At 65.8% G+C, this 18513-nt stretch carries 21 protein-coding genes; 17 read left to right on the forward strand and 4 right to left on the reverse strand.

Features of this window, described 5'->3' with window-relative positions:
* Positions 1 to 14 precede the first annotated feature (14 nt).
* From BVC93_RS21405 to era, 14 genes are all read left to right on the forward strand, one after another.
* Complete coding sequence (locus BVC93_RS21405; protein WP_083739226.1) at positions 15 to 983, forward strand: ABC transporter permease; 969 nt, start codon at positions 15 to 17, stop codon at positions 981 to 983.
* Complete coding sequence (locus BVC93_RS21410; RefSeq protein ID WP_083739227.1) at positions 980 to 1861, forward strand: ABC transporter permease; 882 nt, start codon at positions 980 to 982, stop codon at positions 1859 to 1861. The genes BVC93_RS21405 and BVC93_RS21410 overlap by 4 nt, the downstream gene beginning before the upstream one ends.
* Entirely contained in the window at positions 1858 to 2853 is a 996-nt protein-coding gene (locus BVC93_RS21415; protein ID WP_083739228.1) for an ABC transporter ATP-binding protein, read from the forward strand. Before BVC93_RS21410 ends, BVC93_RS21415 begins: the two co-directional genes overlap by 4 nt.
* Positions 2850 to 3869 carry an oligopeptide/dipeptide ABC transporter ATP-binding protein gene (locus tag BVC93_RS21420; RefSeq protein ID WP_083739229.1) on the forward strand — a complete coding sequence of 340 codons (1020 nt, stop codon included), beginning with the start codon at positions 2850 to 2852 and terminating at the stop codon, positions 3867 to 3869. Before BVC93_RS21415 ends, BVC93_RS21420 begins: the two co-directional genes overlap by 4 nt.
* Positions 3866 to 5050, forward strand: coding sequence for a M20 family metallopeptidase (locus BVC93_RS21425; RefSeq protein ID WP_083739230.1), 1185 nt, complete (start codon positions 3866 to 3868; stop codon positions 5048 to 5050). The genes BVC93_RS21420 and BVC93_RS21425 overlap by 4 nt, the downstream gene beginning before the upstream one ends.
* Positions 5051 to 5054: 4 nt before the next feature.
* Complete coding sequence (locus tag BVC93_RS21430; RefSeq protein ID WP_236950052.1) at positions 5055 to 6428, forward strand: aspartate aminotransferase family protein; 1374 nt, start codon at positions 5055 to 5057, stop codon at positions 6426 to 6428.
* Positions 6429 to 6433: 5 nt separating this feature from the next.
* Positions 6434 to 7864 carry a xylulokinase gene (locus tag BVC93_RS21435; RefSeq protein WP_192860054.1) on the forward strand — a complete coding sequence of 477 codons (1431 nt, stop codon included), beginning with the start codon at positions 6434 to 6436 and terminating at the stop codon, positions 7862 to 7864.
* Positions 7861 to 8589 (forward strand): glucosamine-6-phosphate deaminase, encoded by a 729-nt coding sequence (locus BVC93_RS21440; protein ID WP_197687512.1) that lies wholly within the window; start codon positions 7861 to 7863, stop codon positions 8587 to 8589. Before BVC93_RS21435 ends, BVC93_RS21440 begins: the two co-directional genes overlap by 4 nt.
* A gap of 10 nt (positions 8590 to 8599) precedes the next feature.
* On the forward strand, positions 8600 to 9862 hold the full coding sequence (gene lysA / locus BVC93_RS21445) for a diaminopimelate decarboxylase (RefSeq protein WP_083739234.1): 1263 nt from the start codon (positions 8600 to 8602) through the stop codon (positions 9860 to 9862).
* A 107-nt stretch (positions 9863 to 9969) separates the two neighbouring features.
* Complete coding sequence (locus BVC93_RS21450) at positions 9970 to 11007, forward strand: PhoH family protein (RefSeq protein ID WP_083739235.1); 1038 nt, start codon at positions 9970 to 9972, stop codon at positions 11005 to 11007.
* 4 nt (positions 11008 to 11011) lie between these two features.
* Positions 11012 to 11548 carry an rRNA maturation RNase YbeY gene (gene ybeY / locus BVC93_RS21455; protein WP_083739236.1) on the forward strand — a complete coding sequence of 179 codons (537 nt, stop codon included), beginning with the start codon at positions 11012 to 11014 and terminating at the stop codon, positions 11546 to 11548.
* On the forward strand, positions 11545 to 12849 hold the full coding sequence (locus BVC93_RS21460; protein WP_083739237.1) for a hemolysin family protein: 1305 nt from the start codon (positions 11545 to 11547) through the stop codon (positions 12847 to 12849). Before ybeY ends, BVC93_RS21460 begins: the two co-directional genes overlap by 4 nt.
* Positions 12842 to 13159 carry a cytidine deaminase gene (locus BVC93_RS21465; protein WP_083739238.1) on the forward strand — a complete coding sequence of 106 codons (318 nt, stop codon included), beginning with the start codon at positions 12842 to 12844 and terminating at the stop codon, positions 13157 to 13159. Before BVC93_RS21460 ends, BVC93_RS21465 begins: the two co-directional genes overlap by 8 nt.
* Positions 13156 to 14058 (forward strand): GTPase Era, encoded by a 903-nt coding sequence (gene era, locus BVC93_RS21470; RefSeq protein WP_083739239.1) that lies wholly within the window; start codon positions 13156 to 13158, stop codon positions 14056 to 14058. Before BVC93_RS21465 ends, era begins: the two co-directional genes overlap by 4 nt.
* Here era and BVC93_RS21475 read toward each other — a convergent pair.
* Both BVC93_RS21475 and BVC93_RS21480 read right to left on the reverse strand, forming a co-directional pair.
* Positions 14055 to 14660, reverse strand: a complete 606-nt coding sequence (locus tag BVC93_RS21475) for a hypothetical protein (protein ID WP_236950053.1) — start codon at positions 14658 to 14660, stop codon at positions 14055 to 14057. The two genes, era and BVC93_RS21475, sit on opposite strands and share 4 nt — an antisense overlap.
* Positions 14661 to 14898: 238 nt before the next feature.
* Complete coding sequence (locus tag BVC93_RS21480) at positions 14899 to 15444, reverse strand: CAP domain-containing protein (RefSeq protein ID WP_236950054.1); 546 nt, start codon at positions 15442 to 15444, stop codon at positions 14899 to 14901.
* 103 nt (positions 15445 to 15547) lie between these two features.
* On the opposite strand from BVC93_RS21480, the gene recO reads away from it, so the two are divergent.
* Genes recO through BVC93_RS21495 form a run of 3 tightly spaced genes read left to right on the forward strand, consistent with a single transcriptional unit; the run spans position 15548 to position 17635 of the window.
* Positions 15548 to 16390 (forward strand): DNA repair protein RecO, encoded by an 843-nt coding sequence (recO, locus tag BVC93_RS21485; protein WP_083739240.1) that lies wholly within the window; start codon positions 15548 to 15550, stop codon positions 16388 to 16390.
* Entirely contained in the window at positions 16338 to 17219 is an 882-nt protein-coding gene (locus tag BVC93_RS21490) for a decaprenyl diphosphate synthase (protein ID WP_083739241.1), read from the forward strand. Before recO ends, BVC93_RS21490 begins: the two co-directional genes overlap by 53 nt.
* Entirely contained in the window at positions 17219 to 17635 is a 417-nt protein-coding gene (locus BVC93_RS21495) for a hypothetical protein (protein WP_083739242.1), read from the forward strand. Before BVC93_RS21490 ends, BVC93_RS21495 begins: the two co-directional genes overlap by 1 nt.
* On the opposite strand, the gene BVC93_RS21500 is transcribed toward BVC93_RS21495, so the two are convergent.
* On the reverse strand, positions 17628 to 18026 hold the full coding sequence (locus tag BVC93_RS21500; protein ID WP_083739243.1) for a Fur family transcriptional regulator: 399 nt from the start codon (positions 18024 to 18026) through the stop codon (positions 17628 to 17630). The two genes, BVC93_RS21495 and BVC93_RS21500, sit on opposite strands and share 8 nt — an antisense overlap.
* Entirely contained in the window at positions 18023 to 18403 is a 381-nt protein-coding gene (locus BVC93_RS21505) for an ArsR/SmtB family transcription factor (RefSeq protein ID WP_083739244.1), read from the reverse strand. Before BVC93_RS21505 ends, BVC93_RS21500 begins: the two co-directional genes overlap by 4 nt.
* Positions 18404 to 18513 lie beyond the last annotated feature (110 nt).

Here is an 18513-nt window from a genome sequence, read left to right on the forward strand (position 1 = left end):
GTCGCTACGAGGACATGCTCCGATACCTCTTGCGCAAGATGAGCTACCTGGCGTTGACCCTGGTGGCCGTTCTTGCGACCAATTTCGCGATCTTCCACCTGATGCCGGGAGATCCCGTCACCCATATCGCCCGCGGCCAGCATCTGGACGCCGAAGCCATCGCTCGCTTGCGGGCCTTCTACGGCCTGGATCGACCGCTGAGCTCACAGTTCGTGACGTACGTACAGAATCTGTTGCACGGCGATCTGGGCTATTCCTTCAGCTATTCGTCACCGGTGGGACCGATCGTGCTCAAAGCATTGGGCAACACCCTGATCCTGGTAACGGTGTCCACGGTGTTGGTCATCGTGCTCGGTGTGCTGATCGGCGTGTTCGCGGCCACCCGCCGCGGGACCAGAACCGATGGCGGCCTGGTAATCGGGTCGTTGGTGTTCTGGAGCCTGCCGACATTCTGGGTGGGCATGCTGCTGATCTTCGTCTTCGCCGTGGTGCTGAACTGGCTCCCCATTGCGGGCATGTACACCGCGGACGCCATCTATCCCACAGTCTTCTCCCGAATCGCCGATCTGGCGCGCCACCTTGTCCTTCCGACGGTGGCGATGGTGCTCGTGGACGTAGCGCAGTTCGTGTTGATCACCCGAAGTTCCTTATTGGCAACACTTGTGGAGGATTTCATGACCACAGCCCGGGCCAAAGGGCTGCAGGCTCGGCGGGTTCTCTGGCGCCACGGCGTTCCCAACGCCATGCTGCCGGTGGTCACCGCCACCTCTCTGTACGCCAGCGCTACCGTCGGCGGGACCATCCAGGTGGAGACCGTCTTCTCGTGGCCCGGCATGGGGCAGTTGATCTATCTGTCGGTGATCCGGCGCGACTACCCGGTGATGGAGGCGTGTTTTCTGATCTTCGCCGTGGTGGTGGTTCTCGCTAACTTCGCCAGTGACCTCATCTACCGAATCCTCGACCCCCGGGTGAGGCTGACATGACGGCCCCTGATCCTCCCGCCACCACCGGATGGCGGAGCGCGACGCGACAATTGTGGGCCGACGGGATGGGGCGCGCCGGATTGCTGACGGTGCTGGCGGTCGTCGCGGTGGCGGTGACGGGCCCGCTGTTGGCGCCGTTCGACCGGGCTGCCGTCGCGGAGTCTCGCACCGGCATCCTGCAGCCGCCCAGTGGCGAGCACTGGCTCGGCACCGACGATCTGGGCCGCGACGTACTGAGTCAGGTGCTGGCCGGTACCGGCATATCGTTGCAGATCGGTATGGCCGCAACGCTGTTCACGGTGCTGATCGGAACCACCGTTGGTGTTCTCGCCGGTTGGTTCACCGGTTTCGTCGACACCGCGCTGATGCGAGTCACCGACTTCTTCCTGGTGTTGCCGAGCTTGCCTTTGATGATCGCGCTGGGCGCCATTGTCGGACAGAGCCTGCCGATGATCATCGCCATCATCGCGGCCACCAGTTGGCCGGGAACCGCACGCGTGGTGCGCTCACAGGCTCTCTCGCTGCGCGAACGGGAAGTGGTGGCGCGGGCGCGAACCGTGGGGTTGTCCTCGCCGGCGATTCTGCGGCGACTCATCCTGCCCGGAGTGCTCGCGCTGGTGATCGCCAACGCCGTTCTGGTGACGGCCGGATCGATCTTGACCGAAGCCACGCTCTCGTTTCTCGGCCTCGGTGATCCCGCACGCACATCCTGGGGGCAGATCCTGCACAACGCCTTCGTCTCCGGCGCGGTCGGAAACGGCTACTGGTGGTACTTCCTGCCGCCGGGCCTCGGAATCGTGGTGGTGGTGCTGGCATTTTCGCTGGTTGGCCAGAGTCTCGAACGGATCCTCGATCCACGGCTGGCGGTGACGGTGTGAGCCTGCTGTCAATTCGCAACCTGTCGGTCACCTACGGGACCGCGGAGGGTTCGGTCCGTGCTGTCGACGGCGTCGATCTGGACATCGAGCGTGGTGAGGTGGTTGGTCTGGCCGGCGAGTCCGGTTGTGGTAAAACGACATTGGCCTTGGCTGTGGCGCGGTTGCTGCCGCGCAGTGCGCAGGTCGGTGCCGACCGTCTCGAGTTCGACGGTCAGGATCTGCTGGCACTCGACGAGGATCAACTGCGGCCCATTCGATGGCAGCGGATCTCGATCGTCTTCCAGGCCGCGATGAACGCCTTCAATCCGGTGATGTCGATCGGTGCCCAGATCGCCGAGGTGATTCGCGTGAACAACCCGCAGGCCAGCCGTCGTGAAGTGCGGGAGCGCGTGTCAGAACTGCTTGCGCAGGTGGGGATCTCGCCGGGCCGTGCACCGGAGTACCCACACCAGTTCTCCGGCGGTATGAAACAGCGGGCGATGATCGCGATGGCTCTGGCCTGCGAGCCGGATCTGGTGATCGCCGACGAACCGACAACGGCGCTGGACGTGATGACTCAGGCCCAGATCTTGAACCTCATCCGGCGGCTCGCCGACGAATTCGGCCTTTCGATGCTGATCATCTCCCACGACCTGACGGTGCTCGGCGAGCTCTGTGACCGGGCTGCCGTGATGTACGCGGCCCGTATGGTCGAAAGCGGTCCGGCGGCACAGGTACTCGGAGACTCCGCTCATACGCCGGCGCACCCGTACACCAAGCGGTTGCTCGACTGTTTCCCCAGAGTCGAATGCGGCCGGGTGGTGATCCACGGAATACCCGGCACTCCACCGGATCTGGCGCATCTGCAACCCGGTTGCCGATTCCTGGACAGATGCGGACAGGCCGGCGCTGGATGCGATTCAGCAGAACCGGTGCTGCGGCCGGTCGCGGACAGCCCCGAACACCTGGTGGCATGTCATCGGGCCGAAACTGCCATGGAGGTCCTCCGATGACCTCCGCAGTTGTCGCCGAACTGCGGAAACTGCACGTCCATTACTCGGTGGGCAGCGGGCGTAAGCGACGCATCGCGAGGGCTGTGGACGGCGTCGACCTCGTTGTCCGCGAGCGCGAAATCGTGGCGCTGGTCGGCGAGTCCGGTTGTGGAAAGACGACGATCGCCCGAACGATGGTCAGGCTGGAGGACGCCACTGCCGGATCGGTCTGGATCGATGGCACCGACGTCACCACCTTGCGGGGCAGCCGGTTACGCCGGCTCCGGCGCGAGTTCCAGATGATCTTCCAGGATCCGTACCAGAGCCTGCCTCCCAATGCCACCGCCTTGGACTTGGTGAGCGAGGGATTGGCGATCCACCGCCGTGATCTCGACCCGGCTGGGCGACAGGCCGCGGCACTCGCAGCGTTGGAGACCTGCGGACTGCATCCCGCGGCGGCCATCGGTGCGCGGCGGATGTTCCAGCTTTCGGGCGGGCAACGTCAGCGGGTGGCGATTGCCTCGGCGATCGCCGTGCAGCCCAGGTTCCTGGTGGCCGACGAGCCGGTGTCCATGCTGGATGTCTCGCTGCGGGCCGGTGTTTTGCAGGTGCTTCTGGATCTGCGTGAGCACCAGGGCATCGCCACTTTGTTCATCACCCATGACCTCGCACTGGCCGGCGTTTTTGCCGACCGCGTTGCGGTGCTCTACCTCGGACGGATCGTCGAACAGGGTCCGGCGGCCCAGGTGATCACCGGTCCCCGGCATCCGTACACCCGCGCGCTGGTGGCGGTCATGCCCAAGCAGGGGGGACGGCACTCACCACAGAATCTGTTGACCGGGGAGCCACCGAGTCCACTGGATTCTCGGGCGGGTTGTCGCTTTGCGCCTCGTTGCCCGTTGTACAGCGAGCTCGGTCAGCCTGACCGATGCCGCTCTGAAGTCCCGGAGCTGACCGATGTCGGCACCGATCATGCAGTGGCCTGTCACTTTTCGGATGCCACTGCTGTCCCAACCCCAGAGGAGAACCAACAATGACCATCAGCCGTGAAGAGGCGACAGAACTGCTCGACGCCTTGGTCCGCATCGACTCGGTGACACCGTGGCTCATTCCGGGCGGCGCCGGCGAAGGTGAGGTCGCCCGGTACATGCAACAGTGGCTCAGCGAGGCCGGACTGACCGCCGACATCGAGGAAGTCGAGCCCGGCCGACCCAACGTGTTGGCATGGCTGCGTGGCTCTGCCCCCGGTCCGACGATCTGCCTGACCGCTCACACGGACACGGTCGGCTACGCGATCTGGCAGGACCGCGCGCTCGAACCCGTGATCGAAGGTGATCGGATGATCGGCATCGGTGTCGCCGACGACAAAGGTGGTTGTGCCGCAGCGATGTTGGCGGTTCGCGAGTTGGTTCGCACCGGCGCCGAACTGGCGGGAAATGTCCTGGTGGCACTGGTGGCCGATGAGGAAGGGGTGAGCATCGGCATGGAGCACCTGGTGGCCAACCACGCAGGTGAGATCGATCTGGCCATCAACCTGGAACCGGACGGCTCGCACACGATTTTCGGTGAGCACCAGGGGTTCGGCTGGATCGACATCGTGGTCCACGGGCGTCCGGCTCACGGTTCCGCGCCGGAGAGGGGCGTCGACGCGATCGTTCACATGGCCGAGGTCATCACCCGGCTGCACCGACTGGACGAGACCCGCTGGAAGCCCCATCCCGATCCCAGAAACGGCCGGACGGTGTTCCACACCGGAACCATCCACGGCGGCACCGACTACGCGACCTACCCCAGCGAGGTGGTGCTCGGTATCGAGATCGGCACCCAGCCGGGTGAGACCTTGGCTGATCGGGTGGCAGACATCGAGGCGATCTTCGATGAGGTGCGTGCCGTCGAACCGCAATTCCAGGGCGAGGTCCGGGTGCGGCTCGACCGGGATCCGTTCACCGGCAGTGGAAACGAGGATCTGCTGAGCGCAATCGTCGACGCCACTGAACAGGTCCACGGCACTGCCTCGACGGTGACCGGGCTCAACGCGTGGACCGATGCTGCGTTGCTGCAGAGCGCGGGTATTCCCACGGTGTTGTTCGGTCCGGAAGGCGGTAACTACCATGCCGCCGACGAATGGGTGTCGATCAGCGACGTGGTGGCTTCCGCCGAGATCTTGCGGCGCTCGGTGACCACGTTGCTCAGTGCCTCGGTGAGTGCGGCGGGCTGATCCGATGACAACTGATATGCAGAACTCGCTGTCCTTCGACCAGGTGTTCGCCGAGCGGACTCCGGCCACCAAGGCGCTGTTCGACCGCGCCCGCAAGACGGTGCCGGGTGGAGCCGGATCCACGGCCCGCCTCCCGCGGAACGGCTGGAATCCGTATCCGATCTTCATGGCCGAGGGTCACGGATCCCGGCTGGTGGACGTCGACGGCAACGAGTACATCGACTACCTGCTCGGGTTGGGGCCGATGATTCTGGGCCACCGGCCCCCGGCGGTCACCGCTGCGGTGAATCGGGCGGTCAACGAATTCGGCACCTGTTTCGGCCTGCCGTATGAACTCGAGATCGAGGCCGCCGAAAAGGTCGTCGCCGCGGTTCCGGGTATCGAGCAGGTGCGGTTCACCAACTCCGGCTCCGAGGCGGTCGGCACTGCCGTCCGGTTGGCCAGGGCCACAACCGGCCGACGTCTGATCGTCCGCTTCGAAGGGCACTATCACGGTTGGCAGGACACCGTGTACTGGTCCAACCATGTGGACCCGCAGCTCGCCGGGCCCGCCAGCCATCCGCGTCCGGTCGCGATGGGACCCGGAGTGCCCAGTGAACTCGAAGACACCCTGGTGGTCTTGACGTGGAACGACCCGGAGAGCTTTGTGGCATTGATGAAGGAGCGTGGGGAGGAGGTGGCGGCGGTCCTCACCGAGCCCGCGGTCTTCAATACCGGCTGCATCCTGCCCGAAGCCGGTTATCTGGAGCTTCTACGCAGTGAGACCCGCAAATACGGCGCGCTTCTGATCTTCGACGAGGTGATCACCGGGTTCCGGTTCGCCCGCGGCGGTGCCCAGGAGTGGTTCGGCGTGACACCGGACATCACCACGCTGGCCAAGGGACTCGGTGGCGGCTTCCCGGTGGCGGCCGTCGGCGGTTCCGTCGAGGCAATGCGGTTGGTTGCCAGCGGGGCGTACTCCCACTCCGGTACCTACAATGCCAATGTCGTTGCGTGCGCGGCGGTGTCGGCGACCATGGACGTGCTGGCCGAGCCGGGGCTATACGAACGGCAGCGCGCGCTGGGATTCCGTCTGGCAGAAGGGCTTTCGTCAATGGCCGCCGATTGCGGGCTGGATGCCTATGTCGCTGGTCTTGGCACCGTGTTCCAGTTGTGGTTCGCCGACGGACCCATCCACAACTGGCGCGAAGCCGCTGCCCGGGCCGACGAGGCGCTGTTCACCCGGTGGTATCAGGAGATGGTGATCCGCGGTGTCCTGTTCCACCCGCTGCAATTCGAGAATCTGTTCGTGTCGTTGGTGCACACCGATCGCGACATAGACCAGACGCTCAACGCGGCGCAGGACGCGCTGAATGTCATTTCGCGAGATCGTCGGTAGGACGCGTGGAAGACCAGGTTTTTGTCGGGCTCGATCTCGGTACCTCATCGCTCAAGGCGATAGCGGTGGGTGGCTCGGGTGAGTTGCTCGCGCGCGCCAGCCGCACCTACCCGACGAAGCGCCCCGAACCTGCTGCGGCAGAGCAGAGTCCGGCCGACTGGTGGAGTGCGCTCGATGACGTGATGGACGAGCTCGCCGATCAGGTGCCGCCGAGCGGCTGGTGCGGAATCGGGTTGTCGGCCATGCTTCCGACGCTGGTGCAGTTCGACCGATCAGCCGAGTGCCTGGAACCCGCTGTCACCTGGGAGGACTCCCGGGCCGAGCCCCAGGCGCGACCTTTGTGCGACATGATCGGCGACCACCGCATCTATCAGGTGACCGGTCAACGAGTGGACGGGCGCTATCTCGCTCCCATGTACCGCCGGCAGCAACAACTCGGTCACGGTGGATCGGCGATCGCCGGTGCCAAAGACGCTTTGTTCCAGCGACTCACCGGTGCCTTGGACACCGATCCGAGTACCGCGGCCGGGTTCGGCGTCTTCAGCCTCGACACCCTCGAGTGGGATCCCGAGCTGGTCGCCGCAGCAGCACTGCCGGGGCTGCCGGCAGTCTTGCCGTCGAGATCGTGGCGACCGGTGCTGTCGAGATGGGTTGAGCGCTGGGGTCTTCCGGTGGGGCTGCCCGTCGTGCTGGGAGGGGCGGACTCCGTGCTGGGGGCCGCGGGAATGGGTGCCGTCGAACACGGCGACGTGGTGGTCATCGCAGGTACCAGTGCGGTGGTCCTCGGAATCAGCGACACCCCCGTCCGCGATGCCCAGCGCCGATATCTGGTGACCCCGATGGCCGGGCCGGGATGGGGACTCGAGATGGACGTCCTGGCGGTCGGTTCAGCCTTCGGCGGTGTCGCCGAGATGCTGGGCCTGCCCGACCCGACGGCACTTCTGGACCTCGGGGTGCAGGTCGATCCCGGTGACGCGCCGGCATTCCTGCCGTATCTGACACCGGGAGAGCAGGGTGCCCTGTGGGACTCCACGCTCGAGGGGACCTTGCACGGGTTGCGACTCGGCATGGGAGCTGCCCACATCGGGCGTGCCCTGTTGACCGGGGTGGTGATCGAACTGCGTCGGTGTATCGCGGTCCTCGAAGAGGCCACCGGCGCCCGCGGGCCGGTCATGCTCGGGGGTGGGGCCGCGGCACACCCGCAGTTCTGGCAGGACTTGGCCGACGCCACCGGCCGCGACGTCCTGGTCGATCGATCGTCGGGCGATCACTCGGCGATCGGAGCGGCACTGCTGGTCGCCGACGCATTCGGTGTCGAGGTGCCCCGCCGCACCGACTTCCACCGCGTCCGGCCGGATCCGGCTAAGCAACTCTGGTGGTCGCAGACCGCGGATCGGCATGACAGGATCCGCTGCGCACTGGGCGTGCTGTCGTGACGGCCGGACTGCTGGTGACCGACGACGAGTCCTTCGGTGCTGTCGCCGCTGACGCGGTGCTGGCCGGGCTCGGCGGGCAACGGCGTTGTCTGGGTGTGGCCACCGGCGAGACGCCGGTGCCGCTGTATATCGAGATGGTGCGGCGTGCCCGCGCGGGTGAGGTCGACTTGCGGGCTGCGACGCTGGTGGCCCTCGACGAGTATCTGGGAATCGGCGGTGACGATCCGCGCAGTTACACCGCATATGTGCGACAACGAATTGCGATGCCGCTCGGTGTTCTTGAGCGTAACGTCGTGGTGCCCGACGGATTGGCCGAGGACGCTGAAGCCGAAGCTGCGCGGGTGGAGGAGCGAATCAGGAGTGCCGGCGGTGTCGACGTGCAGATAGTGGGCATCGGGAGCAACGGGCATCTGGCGTTCAACGAACCGGGATCGGACTTCGATTCGTCCACTCGGGTGGTGGCGATCAGTGAATCAACCAGACGTGACAATGCCAGGTTCTTCGACGGGCGCCTCGACGACGTCCCCAGGTGGGCGATCACCCAGGGACTGGCAACGATTCGCCGCGCCAGGGCCATCGTGCTGGTGGCCAGGGGCGTCGGCAAGGCGCGCGCGTTGTCGGCGGCGCTGCACGGCGCGCGCACCGCCGATGTGCCCGCCTCGATACTGCAGGACCATCCCAGCGTCACCGTGGTTGCCGACCGTGCCGCGGCATCGCTGCTGTGAGGAGCCTCCGATGACGGCGACACCGCAGGTACTCGATCTGTTCGCCCCGGGTTCCGGCCTCGACACCGACGGCACCTTGGTGGTGGGCGGGTGTCGGCTCGACGATCTCGCCGAACAGTTCGGCACACCGGTGATGGTGCTCGACGAGCAGGCACTGCGCCAGCGGGCGCGCGACTACCTGACCGCCTTCGCCAGCAGGTGGTCGCGTGTCGAGGTGGCATTCGCCTCGAAGGCGTTCCCCTGCACCGCCGTCCAGCGACTGATGGCGCAGGAGGGGCTGTGGCTCGACGTCGCGGGCGGCGGTGAGATCCACACCGCGCTTGCCGCCGGTGCCGATCCCGCGCGAATGCTGCTGCACGGCAACGCCAAGACCGATGAGGAACTGGAGCTTGCGGTCCGTGCCGGCGTCGGGCTGGTGGTCGTGGACAACTTCGACGACATCGACCGACTCGAGCGCATCGTGGAGCGCGGGCGTCGGCAGGCGTGCTTGGTGCGCGTCATCCCGGGTGTTCAGGCCGATACCCACGCGGCTGTCGCCACCGGACACGACGGCTCCAAGTTCGGGCTCGCCGCTGCCGACGCCCGGGTGGCGATCGCTCGCATCCGGCGCAGTCGGCTGCTGCGCTGCGATGGCGTGCACACCCATGTCGGGTCGCAGTTGCTCCACGTCGACCAGTTGGCTGCTGCGGTGGCACCGATTGCGGAGCTGGGGGAGTTCGACACCTACGACCTGGGTGGTGGTCTGGGGGTGCGCTACACCTACGCCGACGCTCCGCCGTCGCTGCACGAGTACGCCGAGGCCATGCTCACCAAGGCTCGAGAACTGTTTCCCGCCGGCAGCCGGGTGATCGTGGAGCCCGGGCGCAGCATGGTGGCCACGGCCGGCTGCACCGTCTACCGAGTGACCACCGTGAAACGAGGACCGGTGACCCACGTCGCGGTGGACGGCGGTATGGGTGACAACCTCGAGGTGTCGCTGTACGGCCAGCGCTTCGAAGCCACTCTCGTGTCCCGGGTGGGCGGGGGTACGCAGGTCAGCCTGGTGGGGCGGCATTGCGAGTCCGGTGACCGGCTGATCGCAGGGGTGGCGCTGGACGATCCGGTGGTCGGCGATCTCGTGGCGGTGCCGGTCACCGGCGCGTACTGCTACACCATGTCCAATCAGTACAACGGGGCCCGACGCATTCCGGTGGTTTTCGCCTCGGCCGGCCGCGCCCGTCAGGTGGTCCGACGTGACACCTGGGCGGACCTGTTGTCGCGCGACGTGGAGTGACATGGTGCGGGCGTTCGGTTATCCGTTGGGCCATGTCGGGGCTCGACGCTAGACTGAGGTGTCCTATTTGATCGAGATACGTTCAGGAAGCAGGCGTAAAACACCACGTGACGCCCCGCGAGACAACCGATGGAAACACGGGTAACACCGTGAAAAGCAGCATCAACGTTCCGCCTGACCTCGTGGTGGGCCTGCTCGGTTCCGCCGACGAGAATCTGCGCGCCCTCGAACGTTCCCTTGCCGCCGATCTTCATGTCCGTGGCAATGCCATCACCCTGTCCGGCGACCCGGCCGACGTCGCCCTCGCCGAGCGCGTCGTCACCGAACTGCTCGGGGTGGTCTCCGGAGGTCAACCGCTGACGCAGGACGCCATCCGGCACAGCGTTGCCATGGTCACCGGCGCCGACGAAGCATCACCGGCCGAAGTGCTGACACTGGACATCCTGTCCCGGCGCGGCAAGACCATCCGGCCCAAGACCCTGAACCAGAAGCGTTATGTCGACGCCATCGACAACCACACCATCGTCTTCGGCATCGGCCCCGCCGGTACCGGCAAGACGTACCTGGCCATGGCCAAGGCCGTCAATGCGTTGAAGACCAAACAGGTCAACCGCATCATCCTCACCCGCCCCGCAGTGGAAGCCGGTGAGCGCCTTGGTTTTCTGCCCGGCACGCTCTACGAGAAGATCGACCCGTACCTGCGTCCGCTGTATGACGCGCTGCACGACATGATGGACCAGGAAGCCATTCCGAAGCTGATGGCCGCCGGTGTCATCGAGGTCGCTCCGTTGGCATTCATGCGGGGTAGAACCCTCAACGACGCCTTCATCATCTTGGACGAGGCGCAGAACACCACTGCAGAACAGATGAAAATGTTCCTCACCCGGCTCGGTTTCGGGTCGAAGATCGTCGTTACAGGCGACACCACGCAGGTCGACCTCCCGGGCGGAGCTCGTTCGGGACTTCGAACGGCGGTGGAGACCCTCGACGGCATCGACGACATTCACATCGCCGAACTCACCAGCTCGGACGTTGTGAGACATCGGCTCGTCGCCGAGATCGTCGACGCATATGCGCGTGCCGAAGACCACCATGCCGGTAACCGCGCGCAACGGCGATCCGGCACATCGCGGGCCAGGAGGTGACCCCATGAGTATCGAGGTCTCCAACGAATCCGGCATGGACGTCTCCGAAGAGGAACTGATCAGCGTCGCCCGCTTCGCCATCGGCAGGATGAACGTCAATCCCGGTGCCGAGCTGTCGATGGTGCTGCTGGACACCGCCGCCATGGCCGATCTTCACATGCGATGGATGGACCTGCCCGGGCCCACCGACGTGATGAGCTTCCCCATGGACGAGCTCGAACCGGGGGGCCGTCCGGATGCAGCAGAGCCGGGGCCGTCAATGCTCGGAGACATCGTGTTGTGCCCGCAGTTCGCCGCCGATCAGGCCAAGAAGGCCGGCCACGATCTCGAACACGAACTCGCTCTGCTCACCGTCCACGGTGTGCTGCACCTGTTGGGCTTCGACCATGCCGAGCCCGACGAGGAGAAGGAGATGTTCGCGTTGCAGCGCCAGCTGCTCGAGGACTGGTACGCCGAGCAGGAGGAGCTCTACCTCCGCAATGTGCAGGCGGAGAAAGACCGCAGGCTGCTGGACAAGTCGAGGGCCTACGACCAACCGTGAGTGGTGTAGCTCCATTACTGATCGCTATCGCACTGATCCTGCTCGGCGGTCTCTTCGCGGCCATCGACGCCGCCATCAGCACTGTGTCTTTGGCTCGCGTCGAAGAGTTGGTCCGTGACGAGCGTCCCGGCGCGGTCCGGCTGAACAAGCTCATCGCCGAGCGGCCCAAGTACATCAACCTGATCGTCTTGCTGCGCATTGCGTGCGAGGTCACCGCCACCGCATTGCTGGTGGCGTTTCTCGAGGACTTCTGGGGATTGGACTGGGGCCTACTGGCGGCCGCCGCGATCATGATAGTGGTCAGCTTCGTCGCCATCGGGGTAGGCCCGCGCACGGTGGGCAGGCAGAACGCCTACTCGATTGCGCTGGGCGCAGCCGTTCCGCTGCAAGCCATTTCCGTTCTGCTGGCCCCGTTGAGCCGACTGCTTGTCCTGCTGGGCAATGCCCTGACGCCGGGCCGCGGATTCCGCAATGGTCCCTTCGCCTCCGAGATCGAACTGCGTGAAGTCGTCGACATGGCTCAGCAAAGTGGTGTGGTGGCCGACGACGAGCGCCGGATGATCCAATCGGTGTTCGAACTCGGCGACACCCCCGCGCGCGAGGTCATGGTGCCGCGCACCGAGATGGTGTGGATCGAATCGGACAAAACGGCCGGTCAAGCCACCTCTTTGGCCGTGCGCAGCGGGCACTCCCGTATCCCGGTGATCGGCGAGAACGTCGACGACCTGGTGGGCGTGGTGTACCTCAAGGATCTGATCGAGCGCACCTACTACTCGAGCAACGGCGGCCGCGACACCAAGGTCTCCGATGTCATGCGGACCCCGGTGTTCGTCCCGGACTCCAAGCCGCTGGACGAACTGCTGCGGGAGATGCAACGCGACCGCAAGCACATGGCGCTGCTGGTCGACGAGTACGGCGCCATCGCCGGTCTGGTCACCATCGAGGACGTGCTGGAGGAGATCGTCGGTGAGATCGCCGACGAGTACGACACCGACGAGGTTGCTCCCATCGAGGACCTGGGGGACAAGAACTACCGCTTGTCGACGCGGTTGCCCATCGAGGATCTCGGTGAGCTCTACGATGTCGAATTCGACGACGACCTGGACGTCGACACTGTGGGTGGCCTACTGGCGCTCGAGCTGGGCCGCGTACCGTTGCCCGGCGCCGAGGTGGTGTCGCACGGACTGCGCCTGCAGGCCGAAGGTGGGCATGACCATCGAGGCCGGGTACGGGTCGGTACGGTGCTCGTCAGCCCTGTCGAGCCCGAACCTGAATCCGAGGAGTCCCGAGAAGATGACTGAGTTGGGCGCCGAAGACGCGAAACTGGTGACGCTGGCCCGCGGTGCGATGGGCCGGGCCGAAGCCGGCTCCGGTGCTGCGGTGCGTGATCTCGACGGGCGCACCTACGCCGGGGCGCCGGTTGTCTTGGCGGCGCTGGAGTTGACGGCTCTGCAAGCGGCGGTCGCTGCTGCCGTGTCCAGCGGTGCGGCGGGTTTCGAAGCGGCGGTGCTGCTGGCGGGTTCTCGAGATGACCCCGGTGTCGCTGCGGTCGAAGAACTTTCACCCGAGGCGGCCATCATCGTCACCGACCGGGCCGGAACACCGCAATGAGTGAATTCCGTTCCGGCTTCGTGTGTTTTGTCGGCCGCCCCAACACCGGCAAGTCGACGCTGACCAACGCGCTCGTCGGCGCCAAGGTGGCCATCACCTCCAACCGGCCACAGACCACCCGCCACACCATCCGCGGCATCGTGCACCGCGAGAACTTCCAGATCGTCCTGGTGGACACCCCAGGCCTGCATCGGCCCCGGACGCTGCTGGGGCAACGGCTCAACGAGCTGGTGAAGGACACCTACGCGCAAGTCGACGTCATCGGTTTCTGCATCCCCGCCGACGAGGGCATCGGCCCCGGCGACCGCTGGATCTTCGACCAGATCTGCGCGGTCGCACCCAGGACCAAGCTGATCGTCGTCGTCACCAAGATCGACAAGGTCTCGAAGGAGAAGGTGGCCACCCAGCTGCTCGCGGTTCAGCAAGCCTTCGGCGAGAAGGCCGCCGAGATCGTCCCCGTCTCGGCCACCAAGGGTGAGCAGGTCGACGTCCTGACCGACGTGCTCGTGTCGCATCTCGACGAGGGCCCGGCGTTCTACCCCGACGGTGAGCTCACCGACGAGCCCGAGGAAGTGCTGATGGCCGAACTCATCCGGGAAGCCGCCCTCGAAGGCGTGCGCGACGAGTTGCCTCATTCACTGGCCGTTGTCATCGACGAAGTCGAACAGCGCGAGGGACGTGACGATCTGATCGACGTACGCGCCATCCTCTACGTCGAACGCGACAGCCAGAAAGGCATCGTGATCGGCAAAGGCGGTGCCAGACTCCGCGAAGTCGGGACCGCCGCCCGCACCCAGATCGAGAAGCTGCTTGGCACCAAGGTGTTCCTCGACCTACGGGTCAAGGTCGCCAAGAACTGGCAGCGCGACCCCAAACAGCTTGGCCGGTTGGGCTTTTAGCGCGCATAGATGCAGTGGCCGCTGCCGCCCGGCGGCTGAGATGCGACGGTCACGCCGTCCACCTGGATCTGGCAACTGACGTTGTCTCCGCCGACGGCTACGATCTGGAGCAGGTCGGGAACCGTGTCCAGTCGCAGCGTCTGAGTGAACGGCAGATCGACGTCGTACAGACGTTCAGATGCCGGATCGGTGTCGATGGTCATGACCTTGCCGGTTCCGGCCAACGACAACACCACCTCGTGTTTCTCCGCCGGTGCTGCCGGCGCCTGGTTGCGCTGATAATTGGATTGCGCAGCGGCATTGGCGTCCCACATCTGCTGCCGGAACGCCGATGGAACACATATGGTGTCGCCGTCGAAGGCCTCGCGCCAGACGAAGCCCTGTGAGCAGGACAGGGGACCGGACCCGGCCAGCGGATCCTTGTTGGATCCCGGGTTTGCGTTCTGCGTGGCCACCTGGTCGCGGACGGCGGGGGTGACGCACACGGTGTCGCCGGGGCGCGCTTCTCGCCAGACCAGTCCCTGGATGCACGTGTCGGGTCCGTAGGGCAGTGGTTCGGCCGACGCCGGGCTGATGCTCGAGACCACGGCCAGTGCCGTCATGGCAAGTGCCGGGACGGCGAATGCGAGCGGTTGGTGTCTTCTCCTCGACGCGGTGCGCTGTGGGCTGGCCGCCGGCGCCGTCCTGGGTGTCGAGAAATCGGGTGTCGCGCTGCGATTTTGTCGATCGGCTGCGGCCATGGTGTCCTCCAGTTGCTGTTGCCGCGACATCCGCGGCCTGCACAGCAAACTAAGAAGGATTCAATGGCCGAACCAGCGTAGTGGGCTACCTGTGCTGAATTCAGGGGGTCCAACCCGGCACGTTGCCGAACTCGCGGCCGGGGGCTGGGGCCGGCGCGCCGCCATCACCCTTGCCGTACACCGCCACCACCACGGTGCGGTCGATCAGGTTCTCCGACCACACACCGATGTCGACATTGGAACAGTCGTGCATGATCGCGTGATAGTCCGGGCGGTACCACCACTGGTTGAGGATCTCGACACCCGTGATGCTCAGTGCGGGGTTGATCGCGACGGTCTCGGCGACCTCACCGGCGTAGCCGGCGTTGCGGGCACGGTCGGCCACCGTCGACCCGTCAGAGCCGATGTCGCCGCCGAGGCCGCGGTTGTGCAGTACGTCGTTGGTGTGCCACTGTGCGGCCAGCCGCAGCTTCGGGTTGATCTTGATGTTGGTGCTGCAGCCCGCCTGATGCTGAGCTGTGTAGACGTTGGCCACCACACCGTCGTTGAGGCGACGGTTGTCGGCCTGCGCGCTGGGAGCTGTCACGAACCCGAACGTCGTCGCAGCCAACACGGCCGGGACGAGGGCAGCACGCACCACGGTCATGGCAGCTGACCTTACGTGACAGCGCTGCCGCTCAGGTGGGATTGCACCACGACCCGACGGCGCGCATCCACGATTCGTCTCACCCGGATGCGAAACTGGCCCGATGCGGTTGTATCGGGATCGAGCGGTGGTGCTGCGCCAGCACAAGCTCGGCGAAGCTGACCGCATCGTCACTCTGCTCACCTGTGATCACGGTCTGGTTCGCGCCGTGGCCAAGGGCGTGCGGCGCACCCGCAGCAAGTTCGGCGCCAAGCTGGAACCGTTCTCCCACATCGACGTGCAGTTGCACCCCGGCCGCAACCTCGACATCGTCACCCAGGTTGTCGCTCTCGATGCTTTCGCCACCGACATCGTGGGCGACTACGGCCGCTACACCACCGCCTGCGCCATCCTCGAGACCGCCGAACGCCTGGCCGGCGAGGAACGAGCCCCGATGCCGTCGCTGCAGAAGCTGACGGTCGGTGCGCTGCGTGCGGTGGCCGACGGCACGCGCTCACGGGAGTTGCTGCTCGACGCCTATCTGTTGCGGGCCATGGGCATCGCCGGGTGGGCGCCCGCGCTCACCGAATGCGCCCGCTGCGCGGCTCCGGGGCCACACCGCGCCTTCCACGTCGCCGCCGGAGGCAGCGTGTGTCTGCACTGCCGGCCCGCCGGGTCCAGCACCCCACCGCAGGGTGTGGTGGACCTCATGATCGCGTTGCACGACGGCGACTGGGGCCACGCCGAGTTGTCCTCGGCGTCACACCGCAGCCAGGTCAGCGGCCTGGTGGCGGCACATCTTCAGTGGCATCTGGAGCGTCAGCTGCGCACACTGCCGCTGGTGGAACGTGCCTACCGGCCTGATCGCACACTCGCCGACAGCCGGGTTCTGCTGGTCGGGCAGGATATCCCCCATGGCTTTGAAACGGGAGAAGACCAGCTACCCCCAGCTGCCTCCGGCTCCTGACGACTATCCGATGTTCCCGGACACCTCGACGTGGCCGGTGATCTTCCCTGAGCTCCCGCCGAAGACCAACGGCAAGTTCTCGCGCCCGCCTCAGCACACGTCCAAGGCGTCGGCGCCGCAGATTCCCGCCGACCAGGTACCCAACCACGTTGCCGTGGTGATGGACGGCAACGGTCGGTGGGCCAAGCAGCGCGGGTTGGGGCGCACCGAGGGCCACAAGATGGGCGAGGCGGTGCTGATCGACATCACCTGCGGCGCCATCGAAATGGGGATCAAGCACCTCACGGTGTACGCGTTCTCCACCGAGAACTGGAAGCGCAGCACCGAAGAGGTGCGATTCCTGATGGGCTTCAACCGTGAGGTGGTGCGCCGGCGTCGGGAGAACCTGGATGCCATGGGCGTCAACATGCGCTGGGTCGGTTCGCGGCCGCGGATGTGGAGCAGTGTCATCAAGGAGTTCGACATCGCCGAGCAGATGACGGTCGACAACGACGTCATCACCGTCAACTACTGCGTGAACTACGGCGGCCGCACCGAGATCGTGGAGGCTGCGCGACAACTCGCGCAGGAGGCCGTCGAGGGCAAGATCAATCCGGCGCGCATCAGCGAGGCGGCCTTCGCCAAGCACCTGCACCGTGCCGACATCCCCGATGTGGACCTGTTCATCCGGACCTCCGGAGAGCAGCGGGCCTCGAACTTCCTGCTGTGGCAGGCCGCCTACGCCGAGTACGTCTTCCAGGACAAGTTGTGGCCGGACTATGACCGCCGCGATCTGTGGGCGGCGTGTGAGGAATACGTGTCGCGCAACCGGCGGTTCGGTAGGGCCTGATGCCCACATTGCTGCAGCGGCTCTCGAGTGCTCTGTCGGAGGTTCTCACCGTCGTCGAGGAGTCCGACGGTGCTCTGACCGTCAGCCAGCCGGGGGTGGTGGCGTCGCTGCGGGTAGTCACCATCGCCGAGGGCCTGGACATGGTGTCGCTGACGCAGCCGCTGGCGTGGGATCTGCCGCTGAACGCCAAGGTGCGGGAGAAGGTGGCGCGCCAAGCTGCCAAGACGCTGCTGGGGACCGTCGCTCTGGTGGAGAAGACGCCCGACCCGGCGGCCAATGGCTCGTCGTCGAAGAAGTCCGCAGATGTGTTGCTGCGCTACAACTTTCCGGGCGCAGGATTGACCGACGACGCGTTGCGGACCCTGATCCTGATGGTGCTGGCGGCGGGGGCGGACGTGCGCGCGGCGCTCAGTTAGCGCAGCCGCTGCAGGTACCGAAGATCTCGACGGTGTGGCTGACCTCGGTGAAGCCGTGCTTGGCGGCCACCGCGGCGGCCCAGGTCTCCACCTCCGGGCCCTCCACTTCGACGGTGGCGCCGCAGTGGCGGCACACCAGGTGATGGTGGTGGTGGGTCGAACAGCGGCGATACACCGACTCTCCGGTGTCGGTGCGCAGAGTGTCCACCTGGTTGGCGGTCGACATGGCCTGCAGGGTGCGGTAGACGGTGGTCAGCCCGATGTTCTCGCCGCGTCGGCGCAGTTCGTCATGCAGTTCCTGGGCGGACTTGAACTCCTCGAGGGTGTCCAGCAGTTCGGTGATGGCTGCGCGCTGCTTGGTGGCGCGGGTGCGCACTTCGGTTCCGGTCATCGATCGCCCTCCCCGGCGTGTGTCACCGCGTCCAGCACGATGTGGGCCAGATGGTGATCGACGAGGCGGTACATCACCTCGCGGCCGGCTCGTTCACCCGCGACCACGCCCGCGGCCTTGAGGATGCGTAGATGCTGACTGACCAGCGGCTGCGGCACCCCGAGAGCGTCGACGAGTTCGTGGACGCAGCGCTGCGACTCGTTGAGCTGCAGGACGATCGCGATGCGGACGGGGGCGGCGAGGGCGCGCAGGATCTCACCGGCCCCGTCGAGGATCTCCCGCGGTGGCAGCGCGACGGTGCCGCTGCCGTGCTGGTGTTCCAGCTCGTCGTGTGTCTCGTCGTGTGTTGCGGTGGACACGGCTGCAGCACCTCCCATAATGGAAATCGTTTCCACTACCACTCTTACATGCATGATCGTGCATGTCAAAGCCTTCGTGGGTGTTCGTGGCTCCGAGGTCCTCGACTACTCTGGTCGGGTTGCTTCCC

It is taken from the genome of Mycobacterium sp. MS1601, from assembly GCF_001984215.1.
Taxonomy (GTDB): domain Bacteria; phylum Actinomycetota; class Actinomycetes; order Mycobacteriales; family Mycobacteriaceae; genus Mycobacterium.

Bases quoted from the DNA above. Each gene is read 5' to 3' on its own strand.
- BVC93_RS21405 (WP_083739226.1), top strand. From the start codon at position 15: ATGCTCCGATACCTCTTGCGCAAGATGAGCTACCTGGCGTTGACCCTG.
- BVC93_RS21410 (WP_083739227.1), top strand. From the start codon at position 980: ATGACGGCCCCTGATCCTCCCGCCACCACCGGATGGCGGAGCGCGACG.
- BVC93_RS21420 (WP_083739229.1), top strand. From the start codon at position 2,850: ATGACCTCCGCAGTTGTCGCCGAACTGCGGAAACTGCACGTCCATTAC.
- BVC93_RS21425 (WP_083739230.1), top strand. From the start codon at position 3,866: ATGACCATCAGCCGTGAAGAGGCGACAGAACTGCTCGACGCCTTGGTC.
- BVC93_RS21430 (WP_236950052.1), top strand. From the start codon at position 5,055: ATGACAACTGATATGCAGAACTCGCTGTCCTTCGACCAGGTGTTCGCC.
- lysA (WP_083739234.1), top strand. From the start codon at position 8,600: ATGACGGCGACACCGCAGGTACTCGATCTGTTCGCCCCGGGTTCCGGC.
- ybeY (WP_083739236.1), top strand. From the start codon at position 11,012: ATGAGTATCGAGGTCTCCAACGAATCCGGCATGGACGTCTCCGAAGAG.
- BVC93_RS21465 (WP_083739238.1), top strand. From the start codon at position 12,842: ATGACTGAGTTGGGCGCCGAAGACGCGAAACTGGTGACGCTGGCCCGC.
- era (WP_083739239.1), top strand. From the start codon at position 13,156: ATGAGTGAATTCCGTTCCGGCTTCGTGTGTTTTGTCGGCCGCCCCAAC.
- BVC93_RS21475 (WP_236950053.1), bottom strand. From the start codon at position 14,660: ATGACGGCACTGGCCGTGGTCTCGAGCATCAGCCCGGCGTCGGCCGAA.
- BVC93_RS21480 (WP_236950054.1), bottom strand. From the start codon at position 15,444: ATGACCGTGGTGCGTGCTGCCCTCGTCCCGGCCGTGTTGGCTGCGACG.
- recO (WP_083739240.1), top strand. From the start codon at position 15,548: ATGCGGTTGTATCGGGATCGAGCGGTGGTGCTGCGCCAGCACAAGCTC.
- BVC93_RS21490 (WP_083739241.1), top strand. From the start codon at position 16,338: ATGGCTTTGAAACGGGAGAAGACCAGCTACCCCCAGCTGCCTCCGGCT.
- BVC93_RS21495 (WP_083739242.1), top strand. From the start codon at position 17,219: ATGCCCACATTGCTGCAGCGGCTCTCGAGTGCTCTGTCGGAGGTTCTC.
- BVC93_RS21500 (WP_083739243.1), bottom strand. From the start codon at position 18,026: ATGACCGGAACCGAAGTGCGCACCCGCGCCACCAAGCAGCGCGCAGCC.
- BVC93_RS21505 (WP_083739244.1), bottom strand. From the start codon at position 18,403: ATGGGAGGTGCTGCAGCCGTGTCCACCGCAACACACGACGAGACACAC.